The sequence below is a fragment of the Streptomyces odontomachi genome, from assembly GCF_024435355.1.
GTDB lineage: Bacteria > Actinomycetota > Actinomycetes > Streptomycetales > Streptomycetaceae > Streptomyces > Streptomyces odontomachi.
Map to the genome: position 1 here is coordinate 41978 of NZ_JAMJWG010000012.1, position 23786 is coordinate 65763.

General features: G+C 68.7%; 20 protein-coding genes and 1 pseudogene. 12 read left to right on the forward strand and 9 right to left on the reverse strand.

Annotated features, from left to right (window positions below; all coding sequences use genetic code 11):
• Positions 1-157: 157 nt before the first annotated feature.
• A pseudogene (locus NQO67_RS23675) lies at positions 158-520 on the reverse strand (class I SAM-dependent methyltransferase); the annotation flags it as partial.
• A 157-nt stretch (positions 521-677) separates the two neighbouring features.
• On the opposite strand from NQO67_RS23675, the gene NQO67_RS23680 reads away from it, so the two are divergent.
• A complete protein-coding gene (locus NQO67_RS23680) occupies positions 678-1316 on the forward strand; it encodes a CGNR zinc finger domain-containing protein (protein WP_255952221.1) in 639 nt (212 codons plus the stop codon).
• Here the strand turns inward: NQO67_RS23680 and sodX are convergent.
• Positions 1211-1651 (reverse strand): nickel-type superoxide dismutase maturation protease, encoded by a 441-nt coding sequence (sodX, locus tag NQO67_RS23685; protein WP_255952222.1) that lies wholly within the window; start codon positions 1649-1651, stop codon positions 1211-1213. The genes NQO67_RS23680 and sodX overlap by 106 nt on opposite strands.
• 173 nt (positions 1652-1824) lie before the next feature.
• Here sodX and sodN point away from each other — a divergent pair, with 173 nt between their 5' ends.
• Positions 1825-2220, forward strand: coding sequence for a superoxide dismutase, Ni (sodN, locus tag NQO67_RS23690; protein WP_255952223.1), 396 nt, complete (start codon positions 1825-1827; stop codon positions 2218-2220).
• Between the two features lie 7 nt (positions 2221-2227).
• On the opposite strand, the gene NQO67_RS23695 is transcribed toward sodN, so the two are convergent.
• A complete protein-coding gene (locus NQO67_RS23695) occupies positions 2228-3382 on the reverse strand; it encodes a tyrosine-type recombinase/integrase (RefSeq protein ID WP_255952224.1) in 1155 nt (384 codons plus the stop codon).
• A 21-nt stretch (positions 3383-3403) separates the two neighbouring features.
• Entirely contained in the window at positions 3404-3907 is a 504-nt protein-coding gene (locus tag NQO67_RS23700; RefSeq protein WP_255952225.1) for a helix-turn-helix domain-containing protein, read from the reverse strand.
• Positions 3908-4026: 119 nt separating this feature from the next.
• On the opposite strand from NQO67_RS23700, the gene NQO67_RS23705 reads away from it, so the two are divergent.
• From NQO67_RS23705 to NQO67_RS23720, 4 genes are all read left to right on the forward strand, one after another.
• A complete protein-coding gene (locus tag NQO67_RS23705; protein WP_255952226.1) occupies positions 4027-4221 on the forward strand; it encodes a helix-turn-helix transcriptional regulator in 195 nt (64 codons plus the stop codon).
• Between the two features lie 587 nt (positions 4222-4808).
• The gene (locus NQO67_RS23710; RefSeq protein ID WP_374119090.1) at positions 4809-5981 is read left to right on the forward strand and encodes a DUF3631 domain-containing protein; all 1173 of its coding nucleotides are present in this window, start codon (positions 4809-4811) and stop codon (positions 5979-5981) included.
• A gap of 370 nt (positions 5982-6351) precedes the next feature.
• Entirely contained in the window at positions 6352-6906 is a 555-nt protein-coding gene (locus NQO67_RS23715; protein ID WP_374119074.1) for a MobC domain-containing protein, read from the forward strand.
• On the forward strand, positions 6896-8593 hold the full coding sequence (locus tag NQO67_RS23720; RefSeq protein ID WP_255952228.1) for a relaxase/mobilization nuclease domain-containing protein: 1698 nt from the start codon (positions 6896-6898) through the stop codon (positions 8591-8593). The genes NQO67_RS23715 and NQO67_RS23720 overlap by 11 nt, the downstream gene beginning before the upstream one ends.
• 5 nt (positions 8594-8598) lie before the next feature.
• On the opposite strand, the gene NQO67_RS23725 is transcribed toward NQO67_RS23720, so the two are convergent.
• Both NQO67_RS23725 and NQO67_RS23730 read right to left on the reverse strand, forming a co-directional pair.
• Positions 8599-9417: a class I SAM-dependent methyltransferase gene (locus tag NQO67_RS23725; protein ID WP_255952229.1), complete on the reverse strand. Its 819-nt coding sequence runs from the start codon at positions 9415-9417 to the stop codon at positions 8599-8601.
• Entirely contained in the window at positions 9414-10058 is a 645-nt protein-coding gene (locus NQO67_RS23730) for a hypothetical protein (protein ID WP_255952230.1), read from the reverse strand. Before NQO67_RS23730 ends, NQO67_RS23725 begins: the two co-directional genes overlap by 4 nt.
• Before the next feature lie 762 nt (positions 10059-10820).
• Here NQO67_RS23730 and NQO67_RS23735 point away from each other — a divergent pair.
• The 6 genes from NQO67_RS23735 (at position 10821) to NQO67_RS23760 (ending at position 21298) form a co-directional block, all read left to right on the forward strand.
• On the forward strand, positions 10821-11282 hold the full coding sequence (locus NQO67_RS23735) for an ATP-binding protein (RefSeq protein ID WP_255952231.1): 462 nt from the start codon (positions 10821-10823) through the stop codon (positions 11280-11282).
• The gene (locus NQO67_RS23740) at positions 11276-11752 is read left to right on the forward strand and encodes a hypothetical protein (RefSeq protein ID WP_255952232.1); all 477 of its coding nucleotides are present in this window, start codon (positions 11276-11278) and stop codon (positions 11750-11752) included. The genes NQO67_RS23735 and NQO67_RS23740 overlap by 7 nt, the downstream gene beginning before the upstream one ends.
• A gap of 28 nt (positions 11753-11780) precedes the next feature.
• The gene (locus NQO67_RS23745) at positions 11781-12896 is read left to right on the forward strand and encodes a hypothetical protein (protein ID WP_255952233.1); all 1116 of its coding nucleotides are present in this window, start codon (positions 11781-11783) and stop codon (positions 12894-12896) included.
• Entirely contained in the window at positions 12893-13261 is a 369-nt protein-coding gene (locus NQO67_RS23750; protein WP_255952234.1) for an ASCH domain-containing protein, read from the forward strand. The genes NQO67_RS23745 and NQO67_RS23750 overlap by 4 nt, the downstream gene beginning before the upstream one ends.
• A 123-nt stretch (positions 13262-13384) precedes the next feature.
• Positions 13385-17992: a tetratricopeptide repeat protein gene (locus NQO67_RS23755; RefSeq protein ID WP_255952235.1), complete on the forward strand. Its 4608-nt coding sequence runs from the start codon at positions 13385-13387 to the stop codon at positions 17990-17992.
• Between the two features lie 627 nt (positions 17993-18619).
• Positions 18620-21298: a protein kinase domain-containing protein gene (locus NQO67_RS23760; RefSeq protein WP_255952236.1), complete on the forward strand. Its 2679-nt coding sequence runs from the start codon at positions 18620-18622 to the stop codon at positions 21296-21298.
• Between the two features lie 22 nt (positions 21299-21320).
• Here NQO67_RS23760 and NQO67_RS23765 read toward each other — a convergent pair whose 3' ends face one another.
• The 3 genes from NQO67_RS23765 to NQO67_RS23775 form a co-directional block, all read right to left on the reverse strand.
• The gene (locus NQO67_RS23765) at positions 21321-21908 is read right to left on the reverse strand and encodes a GNAT family N-acetyltransferase (protein WP_255952237.1); all 588 of its coding nucleotides are present in this window, start codon (positions 21906-21908) and stop codon (positions 21321-21323) included.
• Positions 21909-22060: 152 nt separating this feature from the next.
• On the reverse strand, positions 22061-23266 hold the full coding sequence (locus NQO67_RS23770) for a family 2 encapsulin nanocompartment cargo protein polyprenyl transferase (protein WP_255952238.1): 1206 nt from the start codon (positions 23264-23266) through the stop codon (positions 22061-22063).
• Positions 23263-23475, reverse strand: coding sequence for a hypothetical protein (locus NQO67_RS23775; RefSeq protein ID WP_255952450.1), 213 nt, complete (start codon positions 23473-23475; stop codon positions 23263-23265). Before NQO67_RS23775 ends, NQO67_RS23770 begins: the two co-directional genes overlap by 4 nt.
• Positions 23476-23786 lie beyond the last annotated feature (311 nt).

The window sequence follows — 23786 nt, forward strand, 5'->3', positions numbered from 1 at the left end:
TCGGTCGACAGACGAGCCGCATGTGGATCAACTAACACTCTGGCGTGCGCTCATGCCGTTCCCTGCACTGCCTCTGACGGGCTGTTTGAACAAGGCTTGACAGAAACAGCACCCTCAGCAAGGCAAGCAACGTAGAGTGTGTTTAGCGAACGTTCCCGGTGAGCACGGCGTCGTACGAGGAGTGCGGGAGCCGGCGGGTCCAGCCGGGGTCCTTGAGGTCGGCGGTCACCAGGGTCACCCGCTCGTCCGAGGCGAAGGTGCCCTCGGCGATGGTCAGCAGCGCCGGATCCTGGTCGACGCCGACGCTGGTGGCCCCGGGCAGTCGCCGCAGCAGCCGGGCCGTGATGCTGCCGGTGCCGCACGCCAGGTCGAGCACCCGGGGTTCGGGGCCGACCAGCGCCTCGACCATGTCGAGCATCACCCGGAACCGCTCCTCGCGATCGGGCATGTACCACTCCTGCTGGCGGTCCCAGCTGTGCTGCCAGGCCTGCCAGTCGGACCCCGCGGTCGTTTCCGTCATGGGCCGTCGCCCCTCCTGCGTCCGAGGCATCGAGGCATCCCCGCTGCATCTGCCACGCATCCCGGCGCGGGCACAGCCCCGGGTAATACCCTTGCTGCCGGTGCACTCATTACCCCATCGTGCCGTCACCCTAGACGGCACCCAGTAAGGACTACAAGTGGAACTGGCCTCTTACTCGGATTTCGCCCTGCGCCTCGTGAACAGCGAGGAGCCCAGCCGTGGCGTCGACACGCTGACCTCCGTCGAGGCGGTGCGCGCGCTGTTCGGCGGTAACCACTCCGCGGCCCGCCGGGCCACGGACGCCGACGTGACCCGCTTCCGCTCGGTGCGGGCCCGGTTGCGCGCCGTCTTCGAGGCCGCCGACGACGGCGACGCACGGCTCGCCGTCGACCTGCTGAACTCGCTGCTGATGGAGTTCCCGGTGAGTCCGCAGATCTCCGGGCACGACTTCCTCGACGAGGCGGGCCACCCACGCTGGCACATGCACCTGGCCGACCATCCGTCCAACGCCACCGCGGGCTACGCGGCGATCGCCGCGATGGGCCTGGCCTTCCACCTCACCGAGCACGGCGCCGACCGGCTCGGCCTGTGCCAGGCGGCGCCATGCCGCAACGCCTACCTGGACACCTCGACCAACCGCTCCCGGCGCTACTGCTCCGACCGGTGCGCGACCCGCGCGAACGTGGCGGCCTACCGCGCCCGCAAACGCCAGGAAGCGGGCCGCGGGAACCGCCCTGAGGGCACCGGCCGCACCGCGGACAGCAGCCAGACGACGGCACCCAGCACCCGCCACTGACCCCGTTCCCGGGGCCGCGGACGGTAGCGTGCGACGACCCGCCCCAGGACCAGCTCGTCGGGCACGACCCCGTACACGGTGCTGTCCGCACCGGCACCCGGGTTGTCCGCGCGCACCCACCAGCCGCCCTCACGGCGCTGCACCGCCCGCTTGACGATCAGCAGGTTCTGCTGGAGCGGGTGGCGCAACACCACCACCTGCCCCTCCCGCACCCGCGCCCCGTACCGGACGAACACCTGATCGCCCTGGTACAGCGTCGGCACCATGGAAGGCCCCTCCACCTCGGCGACCCCGAACAGTGCCCGGACCTCCCGCCCCTCCGCGGTCTCCGGCATCAGACAACCTCCCGGTGCGTTCCTCGGTCATCCACGGTCATCCACAGTCATCCTCCAGGGTTCCCAGTCTCGCCCCGGACTTTTGGCCTAAGCCCCTGGGGGCACCCGAGAAAACACGTCTCCTACGGAGTAATGTCCCACCTGAGAAGACGATCACGAGGAAGGACAGCTGAATGCTCTCCCGCCTGTTTGCGCCCAAGGTGAAGGTCAGCGCCCACTGCGACCTGCCCTGCGGCGTTTACGACCCGGCCCAGGCCCGCATCGAGGCGGAGTCGGTGAAGGCCGTCCAGGAGAAGATGGCCGGCAACGACGACCCGCACTTCCAGACGCGCGCCACCGTCATCAAGGAGCAGCGTGCGGAGCTTGCCAAGCACCATGTCTCGGTGCTGTGGAGCGACTACTTCAAGCCTCCGCACTTCGAAAAGTACCCCGAGCTGCACCAGCTCGTGAACGACACCCTCAAGGCCCTGTCGGCGGCGAAGGGCTCCACCGACCCGGCGACGGGCCAGAAGGCGCTCGACTACATCGCCCAGATCGACAAGATCTTCTGGGAGACCAAGAAGGCCTGATCTTCGATCATGCCGTTTGACCTGCGATTTCCTTAATCGTCTGGTCTTCCGGTCCGCACCCGGTCCGCAGGCCGCCGAGAACGGCGTCCATGACGGTCCGGGTGCGGTCCTCTTCACCCGGCCACAGGTGGGCGTAGATCCGCAGTGTGATGACGGCGGACGCGTGGCCGAGGACCAGCTGGACCTGCTTGACGCTTGCTCCGCCGGCGATGAGGGCGGAGGCGTAGAAGTGGCGCAGGTCGTGGGTCACCATGTGCGGCAGCTCGACGGGCCTGCGGCCCTCGCGCTCGGCCGCCTCGGTCTCCGCTGATTGGAGCGCCCTGCGAGCGCAGTTCCACTCCGTCTTCCAGCGACGGTAGTTGAGAGGCTCGCCCTCCTCCATCGTGAACAGCCACTCCTTGGAGGGGCGTGCGGCGAGGTGCTGGAGGAGCGCGTCCGTGACGACCTCGCCGACCGGGACCGTACGCCGGGACTTGGCGGTCTTCGGCGGACCGATCTTCCCGGACTGGAGGCGCTGACGCTCGACGCGGATGGCGCCAGCCTTGAAGTCGACGTCGGAGACCTTGAGGCCGAGCAACTCGCCTATTCGCAAGCCTGATCCGGCGAGCGTGACGATCGCCGCGCGGATGTACGGCGGCATCGCGCGGGCCATGGCCTCGACCTGCGCGACCGTGGGCGGGGTGACCTCCTCGTCCGGCATGGGCGGGAGGGTGATCCGGCGGCACGGGCTGGAGGCGATGACCTTGTCCTCGACGGCCGCGGTCATGAGGCGCACGAGGACGTCGTAGACGTTGCGCACGCTGCCGGGGCCGAGCAGCTCGGACAGGCTCTTGAAGAGCACCTGGAGGTCGTTGCGGCGTATCGCCGCCATCGCGCGGGAGCCCAGCGCCGGGACGAGGTGGAGTCGGAGCGCGTTGTCGGTGATGCGCTCCCCCGCCTCGCTGGCGATGAGTGACTCCTCCCACTTCTTCGCGTATTTCTCGAACGTGATCCGTCCGGCACGAGGGTCGACGTATTGGCCCGTGACGATGCTGGCCGTGACCTCGTCGATCCAGCGCTGGGCGTCGATCTTGCGGTCGAAGTGGCGGGCGTGCTCCTTGCCGTCGAGGTCTCGGTAGCGGGCCCGCCATCTGCCGTTGGGGCGCTTCTGGACGTTCGCCAAGTGGCTTCTCCCTTGGGTTGGTTATCGGTGGTAGCCGCCGCCCTCGATGAGCTCGGTGAGGGTGCGGGCGTCGCGCTCGTCGCCCATGAGGCGAAGGCACTGTTCGTGGATGGCCCGTGAGCTGTCGGGGTGGGCCTGGATGTACTTGGCGATGCCGACGACCGCGTGGTGCAGGCGGTCCTCGGCGTCGCGTGTCTCGTAGTACGCCTCGACGGCTTCCTGGACGAGCCGTCTGCTGTCGAGGTCCAGTCCCTCCAGGGGCGGGGACATCAGCTCTTCGAGGGGCAGCTCGAAGACGCGGGCGAAGGCGAGGGCCTCGTCAACGTTGATACGGCGGCGTGGGGTGCCGTTCTCGATGCGCCAGACCGCGGTCTGGTTCATCTTGACGCCGGCCTTGGACACCCGGTCCGCCAGCTCGATCGTGCTCCATCCCCTGACCTCGCGCTCCAGCGCCACCCGCGCGGCAATGTTGCCCTCGCTGTAGAGCAGCGGCACCTCAGCGCCGTCGGCCTTGTCGCCTGTCATCGGGCCTCCACCATGACCATCACTTTCCTAATTGAAACATTAGCTTCCCGATTTGGGTAACCGGTGATCGTCGAGTACAACTATGCATATCGAAACGTTATCTAGTTGATTGGGAATGTATGCGATACCTGACCACCGCGGAGGTCGCCAAGCGCTACCGCACAACAGAGAGCACCGTCCGCTACTGGCGCCAGATCGAGAAGGGCCCGCGCGGCATCAAGATCGGCAAGCGGGTTCTGTACCCCGAGGCCGAGCTGCTGCGCTACGAGCGGGCGCTGATCGAGGGCCGAGACGAGTGGGGTCTGGCCTCCTGAGCCGTCGGGGGCCCGGGACACGGAAACGGCCCTCGGCGCGCCAACGCCGAAGGCCGGAGAGTTCCCCCGCACACCGCCCATCCCTGAACGAACAAGCCGACGAGGGGCTGGAACTTGCCCGTCCTACCCCTCGTCTGGGAGGAACGCCTATGGAGGACTCTACGTCCCCCACCAACCCGAACACGGTCCCCAAGGTCAGCTGGCCCGAGGTCGCGGTCCCCGGCCAAGGCGTCACCGGACGCCGCGGGGACGAGCATTCTGCTGCTGCGGTATCAGGGGACCGTCCCCGCGATACATCCGGTCCCCTGACGGCGCGAACCATGGTCCCCATACCTAATTCCGTTGGAGACATGCAGGTCAGCGGCATCGGCACGCCCACGGGGACCGGTCCCCAAGACTCTGGAGTTGCACCAGGGGACCGCACTGGGGACCGGGACAACGGCCCTCACCTGTTGCCTGGGACCGACGTCCCCGTGGAACGGGCCGAGCAACAAGAGATCGCTGCCATCGATGGCGGGACCCGCGCCGCCGGCCATGAAGGCGCTGGTGCTCAGGTAGTCGCTGACGGGGTCGCGCTGCTGGATGAGTTGCGGGCAGCGATCGGCAAGTACGTGGTGCTACCCCACGAGGAGGCGCTGACCGCGGTCGCCCTGTGGGTGGCGGCCACGCACATCCAGACGGCTCTGCAGCACGCGCCACGTCTGGCGGTGGTGAGCCCGACGAAGGGATGCGGCAAGTCCCGGGCTCTGGACGTGCTCCACGAAACCGTGCACCAGCCGATGATGACGGTGAACACCTCTCCCGCGGTCATCTTCCGGGTCATCGGCAAGAACCCGCCCACCCTGCTGGTGGACGAGGCGGACACCATCTTCGGCCCCAAAGCGAGCGGTGACAGTGAGATCCTGCGCGGCCTGCTGAATGCCGGGCACCAGCGCAACCGGCCCGCCTGGCGGATCTCCGGTCCGGATCACAAGCCGACCCCGTTCCCCACCTTCGCCATGGCCGCCATCGCGGGGATCGGCGACCTACCGGACACGGTCATGGACCGGGCAGTCGTGCTGCGGATGCAGAAGCGCAAACCGGGCGAGAAGGTCGCCCCTTTCCGCTCCCGGTATTCGGTGCCGGAACTCAACGCGCTGCGTGACCGGCTGACCGCCTGGCTGGGTCCGCTGCGCGGGCAGGCTGCCCGCACGGTGCCGCACATGCCGGTGGAGGACCGGGCCGCGGACACCTGGGAGCCTCTGGTCATCATCGCCGACCTAGCTGGCGGCCAGTGGCCCGCTCAGGCTCGTGCCGCCTGCCTGGCCATGACCCGTCACGAGGCGGCCCACGACGAGCAGAGCAGCCTGAAGACGCGGCTCCTGCGCGACATTCACCGCATCTTCGCGCAGGCGGACAACCCCGAGGCTCTGGCCACCCAAGATCTGGTCGCCGCGCTGATCCTGGACGCCGAGGCCCCGTGGGCGGAGCACGGCACCAAAGGGCTGAATGCCTACCACCTGAGCAATCTGCTGCGGGACTTCAACATCAGCCCGGCCAACTACCGGTTCGACAAGGGCAGGCAGGCCAAGGCGTACATGCGTAACCGGTTCCTGGATGCCTGGGCCCGCAACTGCCCCGATCTCGTCAAGGCGGCACCCCAGCCCGAACACGGCGCTGCCCCCGCCCGCAGGGCCCAGGGCCAACCACCCGCCGCCCCGGCGGGGACGCTACCTGTCAGCCCGCCCGGTGGCCCCGCCGGACCGAGGCGCGCTCTCTGATCCCACCGGGGTCCGTATCACTTCGTCGCATCCGTCCCCACACAGGTCAGCGCGGGGACGGACCCTGTCGCCGGGACAGAGTTCTCCGTACCTGCCCGCGGCTCCGTACCTGTGCTGACCAGGCATGCGACGGATGCGACGGACGTGACGCAGTCCCATCCTCCTCTGCACCGGAGCACCCATGCACGCCAAGAAAGACACGAGCCCCTCTTCTTCCCGCCGCTGGGGTTGGTTCAGCCCGGACCGACGAACAGCAGCAAGCTGGAGCGAACGAGCCCCTAAAGAGGCTTCGTCCGCGCATATCCCCGCCCCTGGGGTGGCGGAGGGGGAGGGTGCCGGGCGCCAGCGGGCGCCCGAGCCTGAGGAGGGGGTGAACGAGCCCCGCACCGCGTCTGCCGCCGACAGCGCCGAGCAGTCCGTCGCCGACTCCATCGCCCCGCGCGCCGAGCCGTCTGCCGATCCGCAAGAACCCACCGCCGTTGAGCAGCCGTCGTGGCGTGAGCCCGACGCCCCCGCGCTGCCCGCGCGGATGAACCGCAAGCGCACCATCGAGAAGCGCGACCAAGAGAAGAAGATCCGCTTCACCCCGACCGCGGTCCGCCTCATCGACGCCGAGGCCAAGCGGCGCCATCAGAAGTTCGCCGGCTTCGTCGGCGACGCCGCCCTCGCCGTCGCGCTCGGCAAGGCCAGAATGGTCGGCAGCCCGGAGGACGACCCCATCCGCCCGCTGGTGGAGGCCGTCGAAGCTCACACCAAGGCGCTGAACCGGATCGGCACCAACCTCAACCAGATCACGGCAGCCATCCACTCCGGCGCGATCCCCGAGCGCGCCGAGGCCGTCCTCGACCGCATCGAGCAGGCCGCCGAGGCCAGTTATGCACTGATGGACCAGTTCCTGACGGAAGGGGCCGATCATGGTGCCTGACGTCTCCACCGGCTCCAGCACGCCCGGCCTAATCAACTACCTCTTCGGCAAGGGACGGCGCGACGAGCACACGGACCCCCACATCGTGGCCGCCTGGGACATGGCCGGCGCCCCCGACCCCGGCCGCGACCCCACCGCCACCTACACCCAGCTTGCCCGGCGCCTGGACCACCACGTCGACCTCCGCACCCGGGAACTGGGCGGAAAGCAGCCACCGCAGCATGTGTGGCACTGCCCGGTGCGCACCGCGCCCGGCGACCGCTACCTCACCGACGCCGAGTGGGCCGAGGTCGCCCGCCGCATCGTCGCCGCCACGGGAATCGCCCCCGAGGGAGACGACAAGGCGTGCCGCTGGATCGCGGTCCGGCACGCCGACGACCACATTCACATCATGGCCACCACCGTCCGAGCCGACGGCCGCCGCCCTCGTACGAACCGGGACGGCTGGCGGGCACAGCGCGAATGCCGAGAGATCGAGGCCGAGTTCGGACTGCGTCGCCTGAAGTCCGGTGACCTCACCGCCCCGCGCACCCCGACCGGCGCCGAGCGGGCCAAGGCCGAGCGCCAGGGCCGGGAGGAGACCGCACGGGAGTGGCTACGCGAGCAGGCGTACGCGGTCGCCGCCGCCGTACGCACCATCGACGAGTACTTCACCGTGCTGCGCTCTCTCGGCATCCAGGTCAGGCCGCGCGTCGGCCCGGAGACCGGCGAGGTGACCGGCTACAGCCTGGCCGCGCCCAGCGACACGGCCAACGGCGAGCCGGTCTGGTACGGCGGCTCAAAGCTCGCCCCCGACCTGTCCTACAACCGCCTATGCGAACGCCTCCCCACCCAGACCCTGGTCGACCACCCCCAGCAGGTGGCGGACCCGGTCGAACCGTGGCACCGCGCCGAAGCCGCCATCCGCCACACCCATGCCGTCCTCGACTCCAGCGACGACGCCGTGGCCCAGGGATATCTGAACGCCTTCGGCGACGCCCTCCACAACGTGGCCCTCGCCACCAATGGCAGGCGCCGAACCGAACTACAAGCAGCAGCACAGATGTTCAACCGCGCCCGCCGCTCGGCGATCCGGGCCGACCACCAGGCAGCCATCGCCCTCCGGGGAGCCGCCAAGGAACTCGCCTACGCCACTCACGATCCGGGCGGACTCGCCATCGCCCTGCTCTTCGCCGCGCTCCACGTGACGCGCGCCGCCGCCAAGTGGCATGAGCAGCGCGGCCACGAGCAGCAGGCCGCAGCGGCCGAAGAAGCCTTCCGCCACCTGCAGACCGGTTACCAGCAGGCCGCCCAGCCAGTCTTGGCTGATCTCGCCCGTCGCGCACCGCGCGCCACAACCGCCAGCCGCTTCGAGCAGGATCTGCGTATAGCCCTCCCCGATCACGCAGACCGCGTCCTCTCCGATCCCGCATGGCCAGCCCTGACCACGACCCTCGCCCGTGCCGAGACCGCCGGCCACAACCCGCGACGCCTCTTGGCCGAGGTCGCCGCACGGCGAGAACTTGACACCGCTGATCGCCCCGCAGAGGTTCTCAACTGGCGCATCACCGTGCAGCCGAACAGGCGAGCCCAGGCAACTCGCAGCCGGATCACCCGCAACACCACACCCGTGGCGCCGACACCACAGCCCACGTCCACACCCACGACGGTGAGCGAACGGCCTGCGGAACGCGGTCGACGGCGATAGCGCTCTCAGCGACGGCAGACAAGGATGCCGCCCAGACACGTGACCTCGAAGGCTCCATGCCGGACGATGTGATCGACGAGGATCGCGCGGGCCCGCTCGATCGTGGCCTCGAAGGGCACGTCGTGCTGGTCCGCCCACGCCCGGTAAGAGGCCATGTGCGCGATGACCGGTTCGGGATCGTGGACCGTGATGGTGCCGGGCAGTTCGATCGTCTCCACGCGGGAGAACTCGTCCCCCAGGAAGGCCGGGGCCTTCTCCAGAGAGAAACGGGCGCTGAGCGAGATGCGGGCCGGGCCGCGTCCGGTGCCGAGGACGTCGCCCGCGGCACGCTGCCACAAGTCGTCTAGTTCGGCCTTGTCCCGGTCGCTGTTGGTGGAGGTGATCACCACCCCGTCACGGGCCGCAACGCGGGACAGCTCCCTAACCGCCTGCGGGATGTCCGGGACGTGGTACAGCATGTGCAGCGCCAGGGCGGCGTCGACGCTCGCCGTGGCCAACGGAAGTCGGGTGGCATCCGCCACAGCGACGGGCCCGGGCACGTCGGCGAGGATGCCGGGAGCGATGTCCAGGCCAAGCAGGGCCAGGTCGGGCCGGTCGTCGCGAAGCCGCTGGATGAACTTGCCGTTGCCGCAGCCGACATCGACCACACGCCCACGTACGCCGCTCAGCTGTTCGGCGACGATGCCGGGCAGGTCGTAACGGGGCGTCTGCCACCGGTAGAGCGACTGGCGGGCGGCCAGGTCCCGGTCACCGTTGTAGGCGCTTCCGACGAGGCGGCTCCGGTCGGTGACGGCGGCGTCGTGTGCGGCGGACAGTTCGGTCACGTCGGCAGCTCCGGGGGGTGGGCGGCGGGTGAGGCCGCGAGGACGACCGTGTGCTGGAGTCGTTCGCGTAGGTGTGCGGCCTGCGCCGCTCCACCGTACTGCGGCCCTCCTAGCTCCCGGCCCAGAGCCGTGAGCCGACGCACGATGCTGGCCGACATGCGGTCGGGCGGTGAGTCGAAGACGAATCCGAGCATCGCCTGAGTGCCATCCAGGTCACCCAAGAGCAGATGACCGCGGGCGAGATCAACGTGGGCGGCGAACAGGTCGCCGACCGACTGGTCGTCGTCCTCAGCGCTGCGGTAGAGCCGGATCGCGCTGCCGGCGCTGGCGATGGCCTGCTGCACGTGCTCCCGCCCGCCCACGGCCAGGTTGGTCGTCCCTGCGTACGCGAACTGCTTGGCGGCCGGGAAGGCGAAGATGCCCGGCACCTCGTCGTGGCCGGACATAGCCTCGCGAGAACGCTCGGCATCGGCAAGGGCGGCCACCGCGCCCACCCGGTCTCCGGCTATGGCCAGCGCACGTGCCTCCAGGCTCGCCAGCCGGGCTCCGATGCTGCCGGGAGCCCAGTGGCGGCGGCCGGCCTGCGCCAGTCGTGCTGCCTGCTCGTACCGCCCGGTCCAGTAGGCGATCAGGGATTCCACGGCCCGCACCCAGGCCAGCATCCCCTCGTGCCCGACCGCCTCCGCACACGCCCGAGCGGGAGTCGTAGTCGCCCAGGTCCAAGCAGACGTGCGCGGACAGCCCACACAACCGTGAGGCCGCGACGTACAGGTCAGCGGTCTGCCGTGGATGCTGACGCCCGCGCAGCAACTCAAACGCCCCGTCCCGCAGCCGCTTGATCTCGACGTACAGCTCCAGCAGCGGATGGCTGACATAGACGCGGGCGAGCCGGGCGACATCGGCCTCCAACTGCTCGACGACGAACTCGTCGGCGTTGCGCTGCGCGATGAACCGGGCGAAGTCCGCAGACATCGCCGCGTCCGCAGACACGGCACCCGAGCGCGAAGGCGCCACAGACCGCGCCGGAGCGGTCTCCACGTCGTTGACTCCGTCCTGGCGGCCCTTGCTGACCACCACAGCACGGTCAAGCACTCCGATGTCGACACCGAAAACCTGCGCCAGATACCTGCGCGTGTACGGAACCGGGATGCGCGCCTCGCGCTCGTAACGCCCAATCTCTTTCCCGGTCTTGGCGGCCCGTCCCTCCAGGGCGTTGTACTCGTCGGCCACCCGCTGCTGGGTCCAACCACGCCCAGTGCGCAGCCGGATGAGCAACGCGCCGATTCCTGTGTCGCTCATCCCCTCTCCCCGGAACATGCGAACTCTGGCCCCCATAGTGGCCCCCCGCGTGGCCCCCTCGCTGGCTCCCGACCCAAACGAGTGACTGCGGTTGGCTGTTGGCCATGCCCAGCAGACCGCCCGACGAGACGGACACCCTCGCACCGGACCAAGCCCTCGACAGCGCCGTCGAGCACGAGACGATGCTCTTCTACCGGCCCCGGACCAACCCGGGCACCGCCCGCTCCTTCGTCGTCGAAACCCTTACCCAATGGGGCTGGACCGAACGCCTCGACGACATCCGGCTGTGCACTCCGAGCTCGCCACCGACGCTGTCCTGCACGGAGCCCCCTGCGGACGGTCAGGTCCTCGTACGCGTCGAACTGCACGCCACTGTGCTGCGCATCGAGGTGCACGACGGCGGCAATGGCATACCCGCCAGGCGGGAGCCACGGGGCACCACCGACGGCGGCCGCGGTCTGCAGCAGGTTTCCGCAGTCGCCGACCACTCGGGCGTGGAGGAACGCCATGCCCCTGGCAAGTGTGTGTGGGCCGCCTTCCACCACAGTGCGGTGCCCGCATGGTGACCCCTGCCCACGCTGAGTCCTTCACACCGTCTGCCGGGCTGATCGCCTCCCTGGCCACCACCGCGTGGTTGGACACCGCGCCGACCGGTGCCACTCTGTGCTGCCTCCTGCTGGTGCCCCAACAGCCTCACACCCTCTACGAGACGCCGACCGTCATCGAGCAACACATGCGGGCGGTCGCCAAGGCTCTGCGCCTCGGCCCCGCCACCGCGCCCCCGCCGGACATCGGGCCACGCCTGCGTCTGATCACCCCGACCGAGGTGACACTGCGCTTCGACGGCAGTCCCTACCGCAAACGCATCCCCACCGGCCGCCACTGGCCCCTACTGCTCCGCCAAGGAACCCCGGCAGCCCTCATCCTCGGCCTCGACCCGCTTTCCCGCAGCGCCGCACCTGCGGAGATCGACTCCTACCTGGACTGCGCTACACCCCGCGGACGCCTCCTCTTCGGGCACACCCGAACCGAATGAACTCCAACCCACGCCAGAGGGAGATCCCGTGACGACCCACCCCGTCTCACCGAACACCGTCCTGGCCAACGCCCTCCACCACGCCGAGGACGTCCTGACCCCACGCATCCTGGCCACCCCACCCGAGCGGATCGTGCTGGTTGTCGGCACCCAGATCAACGGCGCCCCGCACATCGGCACCTCACTCGTGCAGTCCCTGGCCTTCGCGATGGCCGCCCGCCTTCGCAACCGCTTCGGCATCCCCACCGAAGTCCTCTTCAGCGCTCTCGACAACGCCCCCTACGAACTGACCACCGACCCGGTCAGCGGTCACCGCTACCAGCGCGCCTACGCCCAAGCCCTCGGCCACAAGGCCCTGACCGACCTCGTCACCGCCCTCTACCAACCCCTGTTCACCGCACTGTCCCGGCGCCTCGGCATCCCGCACCGGGTCGAGACCTACAGCCAACAGCAGGCCGGTGCGCACTTCCGCCGCACCTGGCTCCGCCTCCTGCCCCGCCTCGACGCCGCCCGCTGGTGGCTCGCCCCCTCCACCGGCACCCCACACTTGCGCATCCCCTGCCCGTATCCCGACTGCGGCTGGACCGAGAAGCACTCCGAACGCACCCGCGTCCACCTCACCGACCCGGAGACCGCACAAGTCACTGCCGTATGCCTCCAACACGGCCCATACCAGGCGACCATCACCCCAACCGCAGGCGCCTACCTGGACCTGGCCACCCTGTACCGCAACGCGGTCAAGGAGCTCGCCCTGTCCAACCCTCACGGCACTCTTCACGTCATGGTCAAGGGCGGCGACTGGGTCTTCGGCTCCCACCTGGTCGACGAAGCGCTCCAGGCCGTCGGCCTCACCCGCGCCCAGCTCCCCGCCCGCTTGTTCTGCCCACAGGTCGTCACCGACACCGGCGCCAAGCTGTCCAAGTCATTGATCCGTGAGGGCCGCGCTCCCTTACCCGAGGGAGCAGACGACTGGATGCTCGATACCCGTCAGTGGCCCGGCACCATCGCGGAGTACGCCGAGCAACTGCTGGCCATGACCGCTACCTTGCTGTCCGACCCCCGCCATTTCTTCCGCTCGTACTCGGCCGCCGAGATCGGCCGCATGATGACCGCACCAGCTACCAGGAGCGTTCCCGCCCCATGACCGACGCCACTGCCCGCGTCCGCGAACTGAACCTCTACCGCCAGTACTTCGACCTCGTCGCCGCGGGCACCAAGACCATCGAGGTGCGGGTGAAATACCCGCACCTGGCCGACCTCGCCGCAGGCGAGGTCATCCGCTTCCGCATCAAGGACACGGACGAGACCTGCGAGGTCAAGGTCAAACGCGTCACCGAGTACCCAAACTTCGAATCTCTGCTCGACGGCGAGGGGCCAGCGAATGTCAACCCGACTGCCACCCGCGACGAGCAATTGACCAACATCCGCTCCATCTACCCGCAGGAAAAGGAAGCGCTTGGCGCCCTCGCCATCGAGATCGAGCCTTCACACATCAAAATTCCCACTTAAAGGCGATACAGCAATAAAATAGGACTATCCGCCCTGATTCAGGCGGCTGTAGCCAGCGCGGGCCTCGCGCCCGCCACGAGACGCGGCGTCTCACTGTCAGTGCCATGCCTCACCATGCTGGCCATGACCGACTACGCCCTCACCCCGCTTGGGCCCTACCGGTTCGAGGAGCTGTCCCAGGCTCTCGCCCTCAAGACGCTTGGGGCGACTGTGGAAATCTTCGGAGACGGCCCTGACGGTGGACGCGAAGCCTCGTTTCAGGGCCTAACGCGCTTTCCTACGCCCGATGCTCCTTGGAGGGGCTACGGGGTACTACAAGCCAAGTTCCGCAAGCGCCCAGAAGGCACCGCCAAAGACGCCGAGTGGCTGATCGATCAGCTCAACTCGGAGCTGCGCGCTTGGGCCGATCCCCACTCAAACCGCGTCAGGAAGGGGCGCCTGCCGGAGTACCTGCTCATCACGAGCAACGTAGTCCTCTCCTCGGTTCCGGGCAGCGGAGGCATCGACCGCGTCCAAAAGGCGCTGCAGGAGCGTGTGCAAGAGCTGCAGCTCCCGCTCAAGGAGTGGGAGATCTGGCACTACGACAAGATCTGCCGACTGCTGGACAACAACGAGGACGTTCGGCATGCCAACGCCGATGCTGTGCTGTCAGGCGACGTTCTGGCACGCCTACACGAGCACGTCCAGCAAATGGAAGCCAGCCATCGTCTACCCGGTGCGCAGGCGGTTCCGGGCCTCCCAAGAGAGTTGCGCCCCCTCTTCGGGCGCGAGGCGGAGATCGACGAGGGGCGAAGGCTGCTGGGGAGGCCAGACGGTGACCGCAGGCCAACGGTGGTGGTCACCGGACCACCCGGGATCGGGAAGAGTGCCGTCGCACTGCGTCTCTCCCGACTCGTCGCAGACATCTACCTGGACGGGCAGTTCCACATCGATCTCGCCCTGACTGCCGGGGAGGGGGAACCCGCTGATCTCGCACTCGCGCTCTTGCGCACACTCCGGCCCGGAGAACCGCTTCCCGAAGGCCGTGCACAACAACTCGCTGCACTTCGCTCGACGCTGTCCGGCAGCAAGGTCCTGCTGCTAATCGATGACGTGGTCTCCGAAGAGGCGCTTCTAGACGTCATCCAGATGGACGGGCCCTTCGCCTTGGTGTGCACCAGCAGGACAAAGCTCAGCGGCCTGACCGGGCTGGTCCACCTTATCGAGCTCGATCCGTTGCCGGACCGCCACAGCGAAGAGCTGGTGAGGGCCGTCGCTGGACCCTCTCGGCTGACCGACGAACAAGCTTCCTCGCTGGCGCAAGCATGTGCCGGACATCCTCTCGCGCTGCATGTCGCGGCCGCTCATCTGGCACGTCGCCCCAAGGTCAATGTCGACCGATTCCTCGACGACATCTCCAACCCTGATCGGGGTGTGAGAGCTCTGCGGGCTGGCCAGACCGCAGTGGAGCCCGTCTTGGAGCGTAGCTTTGCCGCGCTCAGCCCGGAACAGGCAGAACTCTTCACCACTCTCGGGATCCTGCCGCACATGTCCGTCACCTCAGACGTGGTCACGGTGACTACCACGCCCGAGGCTGAACTCGACGAAGTCCACCTCGACGCCTCAGCTGAGCTGCTGGACTCGCTGTTCGAGCTGAGCCTCATCGAGCAGATTGACGAGGACCGGTATGTGTTTCACGAGATCCTCCACCGCTTCGCCCGCCTCAAATCAGCCTCGATCACAACCGAGCGTCGGGAGACCGTGATTCGGCAGACCTGCCTCATGCTGGCTGTTCGGGCTCAATCCGCGACGGAATCGATCGGCTTCGTGGACAAGGAAGCGAAAGTGCCTGCACAGGGTAATGCGGGCGCCCTGCACCAGTTGAATGCAGACCGCCCAGGGGCTGTTTCCCTGATTGAGATGGCTCTGTACCACCAGATGTGGGGGCCACTTGTCCTTCTCGCTTCGAACCTCACTGCCGCACTGTGGCACGGCAGCCACTGGAAAGACCTGGATCGCGTCTATCAGTCCGTCCTTGAAGCTGGCGCTCAGTCCGACAACCCTGAGTGGACGGCATCGGCTCTGTACAACCTGGGCATGGTTGCCAGTCACCTTGGCGACACACAGCGCGCCGCTGACCTGTATCAGCGCAGCGCCGAGACCGCTCACAAGGCCGACCACCCGTACCAGATGCATATGGCGCAGCTCGCGCTGGGATCATTGCTCATCAACCTCGGACGGGCCCGCGATGCGATTCCGTACCTGCGTAACGGATTGCCATTCTGGCGGGTCATCAAGGACAACCAGGTGCTAGCCCATGCTCTGGGGAACCTGGGTCAGGCCCACCTGGCCATCGGTCAGCTGCGGCGAGCCGAGCAATACCTGCAGAACAGCACGAACCTGTCCCGTACCGACGATCGTGCGGACCTGTGGAATCGCGGAGCACTCGCGGCACTGCTACGCAGGACGGGCCGGTTCTCTGAGGCTGCCCAGGAAGCATCCTTGGACATCGAGCGGGCACGAGCTGTCGGGAGCCGGGATTGGGAGGCAAAGGCGCTCATGGAGCTCGCCGAAACCCCCCTGGACGAACGGCCGGACTCTGCGCCCTGTCAACCCCTTGAGACCGCACTTGCCATCTACCGGGACACCGGCGACGTTCAGGGACAGGTTCGGGCGCTGTTTCGACTCGGTGCTCGGTCTGCGAAGCAAGCAGATATCCACGAGGCAGCCCAATACCTCCGCGAATGCGCCGATCTCGCTGCCGGGATCGGCGACTACGAACATGCAGCTCGGGCACTGGCATACCTGGCTTCTTACCACGGCGGCGTGGGTCATCTCGACGAGGCGGAGACGTATTTTGCCGAAGCCCGGGACATGGCCAACCACCTCGGCAATCCCATTGTTGTCGCCCAGACTCTGCAGAAGAACGCCGAATATCTGTGGCACCGAGGCCGAATCGGTGAGGCAGTCACCTATCTGACAGAGGCGGTTCGACTACTGGAAGGGACCGAGGAGAAAAGCGGTTTGGCCCAAGCCAGGACTGCGCTGGGGGAAGCCCTTCTCGTCGCGGGTCGATGGCAGGAGGGTGCTCAGGCCCTGGAGTCGGTGGTCTCTGTGATGTCGGACGATGCATCTCCCGCCACCAGAGCTCAGGCATCTCGTGCGCTCGCCGTCCTCTATTCGCGCCGGGGTCTCCACAGGGAGGCTATGTCGACGATCACCAAGGCACTCGACCAGTGCGAGCGGGCTGGCGACAAATCGGCCGTCCTGCACTGCAGGATGGCCCTGGCCAATGCGCACGCCCGGAACGACGAGTGGAGCGAAGCACTCGATCAGTACGACAAAGCCACCGATCTCGCTAGGGAACAGAAGGACCTTCATGTGCTCCTCACCGCCCGCGGTATGGCCGCGGTGTGCCAACTGCATGGCGAGGAGAAGGAGCAGGCTATCGCCGAGATCGCCAAGCTCGTACCAATCACCGAGCAGTTGGGAATGCAGTCACTCAAGGCCGCCCTGCACGTCAACGTCGGAACACACCACGCATACTCCCGAGATCACGAGAAGGCGGTCGCTGAATTCTGCAAGGCGTTGGACCTCATCGAGCAGCTCAATGACGACACCCTGCGCGCCCCCTGTTTGCTGAACCTGGCTCGCTCCTACCGAGCGCTCGGTGACAGTGAGCGATCGCGCGTGCACGCACGCAGAGCCTTCGCTGTCCATCACGAACTCGGCAGCTGGTCAGAGGCCGGCGAGGCGCTCGTCTTGCTCAGAGGGCTGCACTTGGACACAACGTCGGACGACCCCAAAGAGCCAATGATCAACGAGCTAGTTGGCACCGGGCAGAAAGTCGACGACCGTGTCCTGGAGGCCATCGGCTCTCGTCTCCAGGCTGTCAGCAACGGATCTGTCGTGAAGGCCAATCACGAGGTCAGCCGTTCCACTGCCGCCATCGCTGTCGGAAGGAAGATCAACGTCTCGGATGCCGTACGACGGGCACTAGCTGGGATCAGCATCGAACAGCTCACAGCCCACCTTGGGAACTCCCGGCAGACATGCGCGGCTTGCAATCTCCTGATCGACGAGACAGGAGAAGCCGAACTACTCCTGATGGACCACCCGGGGATGGACCACCTCATGCTGCGGCTGGCACACCCCCACTGCGTAGCCTCCAAAGTGGTCCGGCTGAAGGGTAAAGCGCCGAAGGAACCCAAGGTCATCTTCGAAGTGGAATGCATTCTATTCGGCGGGGACCGGGCCGGGATCATCGTTGACTGCTACGGCGGTTGGGGCTCGCATAGTGACGGGCAATTCCGAGATCTTGTTCTCGCGAGCTACCGCAAGGACGGATTCACCGACCTTCAGACCCTGTTCCAGATGGAGGAAAGTAAGCCGCTGGACCTGCGTGACCTCCCCGGTGTCGATGGTGGCGTTCAGGCTCGACTCGAAGACAATAACCTCGCGATCACCGGCCCGGATGGCCAGCTCCTGCACCGAATGCCGTTGAACTTCCTCCCCCGCTGGTACCGGAGAGCGGCAGAGGGGTCGCTGATCGTTGTGGTGGGCAGGAACCTACAGGGGATGGCAGCCGATGATCCCTCCTACCTGGTGCGCGCCATGGCCTCGGGAAATGCGGTTGGCGGCGCCGTTCCGCTCACCGTGGTTCGGCCCGGCAGGAACCGCACCTGCCCATGCATGATGCGCACCGGACGCAAGTTCAAGCACTGTTGCGGGCGCAGCACCGCCTCAAACTAGTTGCTCCCAGAAGGGATACACATAGGAGGCCGTATCCGGCTTCCGAGGCCTGCGGAGCACGCTCCCGACGGAGCCCCGCGGACCGGCCACTCGCATGGCGACTTCAGGTGCCCAACGATCGGCAACCCAAGTTCCAGCGGTCCGCACACAGTCCGCAAGACACCCAGTCAAGACCGTCGCACCCCATCGCCACCAATCACCAAAAGACCAGGTCAGTGCCCCACAGGAAACATCCCCACAGGTCACCGACCTGGCCCATTACTAGGAGACCAAGAAGGCCTGATCCCGTATCAAGCCTTCTGACCCTGCGGTGCCCTTCACTGTCATCGCCTGGTCGTTTCCTTCCGCACCCGGTCCAGCGGGCGCCCAGCAGGGCGCGTCACTGGACCGGGTGCGGTGTTTTCGGGCGTCGGCCCGCCCGCCGCGTGGCCGCCCCGTTTCGTGTCGCCCGCACGTATCGATGTCCGGTCACAGAGGTCAGCGTCCTGTCACGGGTGTCAGGATCACGTCACAGGGTGGCGCTTCGACGCCCCGACACCGGACCGCGCGGTTCCTCAACCCTCCCGGTCATGGCAGGGTTTGAAGCAGGGTCACGGCACGGGGGACTCAGGGGGAGGGTGACGCGGCATGGGCGACAACGCTCCGACCGGCCGGAGAATCAGACCGCTCAGCGGCGACGACCCGGTGCGCCTGGGTGCCTACCGGCTGCTGGGTCGGATCGCCTCCGGCGGTATGGGCCGGATCTACCTGGCGCGCCCCGCGGCCGACGGTCCCCTGGTCGCCGTCAAGACACTGCTCGACGAGGGCGTGGTGAGCGAGACCGACCGGCGTCGGTTCGCCCGTGAGGTGACCCTGGCCCGGCGGATCGACAGCGCCTACACCGCCCGGGTGCTCGATGCCGACCCGGACGCCGAGCGGCCCTGGATGGCCATCGAGTACATCGCCGCGCCCGCGCTGTCCGAGCTGGTCGGCACCGCGGGACGGCTGCCCGGCTCGGCGGTGCGCTGGATCGCGGCGGGCACCGCGCGGGCCCTGGTGACCCTGCACGACGCGGGCATCGTGCACCGGGACGTCAAACCCCAGAACATCCTGTTGCCGCAGGACGGCCCGCGCCTGATCGACTTCGGCATCTCGCACGCCAGTGACATCACACGCACCACGCTGACCCTCGGCACCATCGCCTTCACCTCGCCGGAGCAGGCACGGGCGGAGCCGTCAGGACCGGCGTCGGACGTCTACTCGCTGGGCGCGACGCTCTTCCACGTCGCGGTGGGCCGCCCGCCCTACGCGGACACCGGCGACACCATCCGGCTGCTGACCCTCGTCCAGCGCGGGGAGTTGGACCTGACGGGCCTGCCCAAGGAGCTGGCCCCGCTGATCCGCCCGTGCCTGGCCGCCGACCCGACCGCACGTCCGGCACCGGGCGACGTTCTCCAGAACTTCCTGGACGACCTGGACCGCTTCGCCACCTCCCGGCGCGGCGACCGCTGGCTGCCCCCTCGCTGGACGTCCCTGATCCAGGAGTACGAGGCACAGGGGCGCGCCCTGCGGGCGGCCGGGGCGAGCGGTGCCCCCGCCGCGAACCAGCCGGGCGCTCGGCCCGTGGACCCCGAGGCGCTCACGATCGACCAGCGCACCCGCCAGGTGCCGCCGCCCACGCCCACCCGGGTCTACACCGATCTGTGGCGCTCGGCCCCCGGCGACGGGGAGCGCGGCGACGCCTCGGGAGGCGCCGACCGGGCCGCGGCGGACCGGGCCGAGGAGATACGCAGGGAGCAGCAGGAGCGGGCCCGTGCGGAGTGGGAGCGCGAGGCGCGCGAGTCCCGGGAGCGGCAGGCACGCGAGGCCAGGCGGCGCCGGGAGCAGGAGCTGCGCGGTCAGCCGGGCGACAGCGCGTCCGGCGGCGCTGCGGGGGCCTCCTCCGCGGCGGGCACGGGCAAGGAGGGCGCGGGCAAGGAGGGCGCGGGCAAGGAGGGCGCGGGCAACGCGGGCACGGGCAAGGCGGGCACGGGCAACGCGGCCTCGGGGGGCGCCCATGAGGACGCCGCGCAGCGCATGGCGGACGCGCTGAAGGCGGCGGAGGCGCGCCGGGAACGCACGGAGCAGGGACGCGCACCCAAGGCGGACCAGAAGCGCCCCGGCGCCGCGGCCGGCGGCACCGCGCGCCCGTCCGACGCCCGCTCTGCGAAGCAGCAGGGCTCCGCCGCCCAAGGGAAGAAGAGCGCGCAGGCGCCGGGGAAGAAGTCCTCCGACGCGTCGGGGAAGAAGGGCTCCGGTGACTCGGGAAAGCCCAAGGGTGCGGCCCGGAGCGGCGGCACGGCTGCCGGGAAGCCCTCGGGCTCGGCATCGCGGAGCAGTGCCGCGACCGCCGGGAAGTCCTCGGGAGCCAAGGCGAAGGCAACCACGCCGAAGGGAGCGGCGGCGAAAGGTGCCGGTTCTCAGGGCGGCACGGCCAAGCCCAAGCCGCCCTCGACCGGTTCCGGTTCCGGTTCGTCGTCCTCGTCCTCGTCCGAGAGCGGTTGCTTCTGGATCGTGGCCGTGATCGTCGCCATCGTCCTTCTCATCTGGCAGCCGTGGAAGGACGACTCGTCGGACTCCGGGTCGTCCGGATCGTCCGATGGTTACTCCAGCAGCACGTCGGGGGATCTGTCGGGCGGCTCGTCGGACGACACGGCCAGCAGCGGCGGCACCGATTCCCTGACGGCCGGTGACACCTCGGGGTCGTCGAGCGGCCTGGACGACGATGACGACTCGGGCACCGACTCCGGCTCGGGGTCGGATGCGGATGACGGTGCGTCCGAGACGAGCTCCCCGCCGCCCGACCCGGTCGACACCGCCTTCGGCGCCGTGAGCAGCGGCGACTGCCTCGACGTCTACCAGAACGGCTACGGTCAGTGGAGTCGTACGTCCCCGGAGCAGGTCTCCTGCGGATCAGCCGACGCCTATCTGCGGGTCACCCAGACCGGCGACGGTGCGACGACCTGCTCATCCGGCGGGGGACGTGGCAGCTGGGAGCACACCAACACGGACTTCTCGTCGACCACGCTGTGCCTTGAGCGGCAGTTCCGCACCGGCCAGTGCTTCCTCGCCAAGGCCAACGGCGACCAGCCGGGCGGCGCCGACCTGCTCACCCTGTGGAGTTGCAGCGCCGACAAGGTGCCGCAGGGCTTCAACTACATCATGCAGATCACGGCCATCATGGCCTCCTCGGCCGGCACCAACGCCTGCCCCGGGGACGGCCGCCACTACACCTACTCCTGGAATGTCTACGACGGCGGAACGATGATCTGCACCAAGGTCGCCTGACGGAGGCCGCCTGAGGCCGTCCCTATTGCGGGTCCCGCCACATGGGCCACATGGCGGGCCCGTCCGGCAGGACGAGTGTGTATCCCATGTCCATGAACCCGAGCCGCTCGTACAGGCCCCGGCTGCGCTCCGTGCTCGCCTCCAGGTAGACCGGCTGGCGCTCGCGGTCGCAGCGATCGAGGGTGGCCCGGATGAGCGCACCGCCCAGCCCCTCGCCCTGGCGGTCCGGGGCCACGGCCACCAACTGGAGGTACTCGTGCGCCCGCCTCCTGGGGTGCGCGGCGTCGACCAGGCGGCCCACCAGTTCGATGCGTTCGTTGCCCGGGTCGACGGCCTGGCGGATCAGCGCGGGGCCGTCCTCGTCGCAGGGGTGACCGGTGGGCACCCAGATCCACAGCGCGGCCGCGGCACCGTCCTCCGTCATGTCGACGCGGCCGTCATGGAGGGTCTGGTCGAGGAACGCGACCATCATGGTGGCGTTCTTGGCGCGGCGGTCGGCCTCGTCCGGGAAGAGCCAGAGGGTCACCGGATCCTCCAGGAAGGCCTCGTCCAACAGCCGGGCGACGATCTCCCGGTCTTCCTGCCGGGCCCTGCGGATCGCCACGCCCATTCCCTGCCCGCCTCTCGTCCCCAACGGCCTTGTCGCACCGGACTCCTGGAGTGGGTCGCCCCGTGTCCGGCCGGAGAAGCCTAGGGGATCTTATGCGGACACATACGGCGGGCTCCGCAAACCAGGTCTTCTCGGTCGCACCCGGTCCGGCCTCACGCGCTGCGCCTGGTCACGAACTCGGCGAGGGAGAGCAGACCGCCGGCCGCCACCGGGTCGGGTATCGCACGGGAGAGCTGCTGCACCGCCCGTGCCATGCGGTCGGCCGCATGCGACTGTGCCCAGTCGCGACCGCCGGCCTCCTCCACGGCGAGCGCCGTACGCTCCAGGTCCTCGACGGTCGGGGCGGCCTCGGCCGAGTACAGCCTGACGAGTTCGGCCGCCGCCGGTGTCCTCGACTCCAGGGCGGCCACGACCGGCAGCGACTTCTTGCGGGCCAGCAGGTCGGCTCCGGCGGGCTTGCCGGTGCGCCGCGGGTCCCCCCATATGCCGATCACATCGTCGATCAGTTGGAAGGCGAGCCCGGCCTCCCGGCCGAAGGCGTCCAGCGCGGCCACGGTCTCCTCCTCGGCACCCGCGTACAGGGCGCCCACGGCGCATGCGCAGCCGATCAGGGCGCCCGTCTTGGCCTCGGCCACGACGAGGCACTCGTCAAGGGTGACCTGGTCGGGAGCGCGCTGCTCCAGCGCCGTGTCGACCTGCTGGCCCTCGCAGAGCTCGATGACGCAGAGGGCGATCCGGGCCGCCGCTGCGGCCGCCGCGGGGTGCGGATCCTCGACGAGCAGCCGCTGCGCCAGAGCTTGTAACGCGTCTCCGGCGAGGATGGCGTCCGGCACGCCGAAGACCGTCCATGCGGTGGGGCGGTGCCGCCGCGTGGTGTCGCGGTCCATGACGTCGTCGTGCAGCAGCGTGAAGTTGTGGACCAGCTCCACGGCCGCCGCGGCTCGGGCCACGGATTCGGTCCTCCCGCCGAGGGCCCGGGTCGCCGCGAACACCAGCGCGGGCCGGATCGCCTTGCCCGCACCGCCGCCGGAGGGCACGCCCCGGCCGTCAGCAGGACCGTCCGACCAGCCGAAGTGGTGCAGCGCGACCCGGCGCATCGCGGCGGGCAAGGTGCCGATGGCCCGGTGCAGTTCGGGGTCGACGGTGGCGCGGGCCGCGGCGAGGATCAGCGCCGCGTCATGCCGGTCGGCGGGCACGGCCTGCTCAGCGGACGGTGCCCGGTGCTCCGGGGCGGGCTCCCTGCGCGCCGGGCCTGGAACCCGGCCGGGGATGGCGTCGGTGGCCGCCGGGCGGGTACGGCCCGTCGGGGTCCCTGCCGGTCGGGGCGGGGACGAGGAGTCGGGCGCCGGGGCGGTCACGGCCGACGGCCGATCTCGACGTTCCCCGGGACGCCCGGCACGTCCGGTACGAGCACGGCCGCCGAGCAGTACGCCGTCACCGGGTGGGAGCTGATCGCCTGCATCCGCGGTGCCGGCTTGGTGGTGGTGGCCGGACTCCGCGCGGCGGCCGTGCCGAGACTCTGCTGCGGCTTCGCTTGCCCGGCGCGGGCCTCTTTCCCTACCGACATAAAAATGCCCTCCCGATCATGCAGTGATCTGCACGGGCAAGCCTTCCAGTACGGAGCGTGCCGAGGCCATTACACAAAAGAGCGGGATTGCCGGGAAGGAGATGGGGCAGAGGCGCCCGTTACCTGCGGGTTACCCGGCGCTCGCCTCATTCCCGTGCGCCCCACTGATCCGCCGCACCACCTTCTCGACGTCCCTGAGCGGCAGTTATCCGCTCCGCACTCCCGCGCCCCCGTTCGCAGTCACCCGATCGGGTGCACCCGAGGGAACCCAGGAAAATGTTCGAGCGTTGGTCAAATGGGAAGTCGTACAG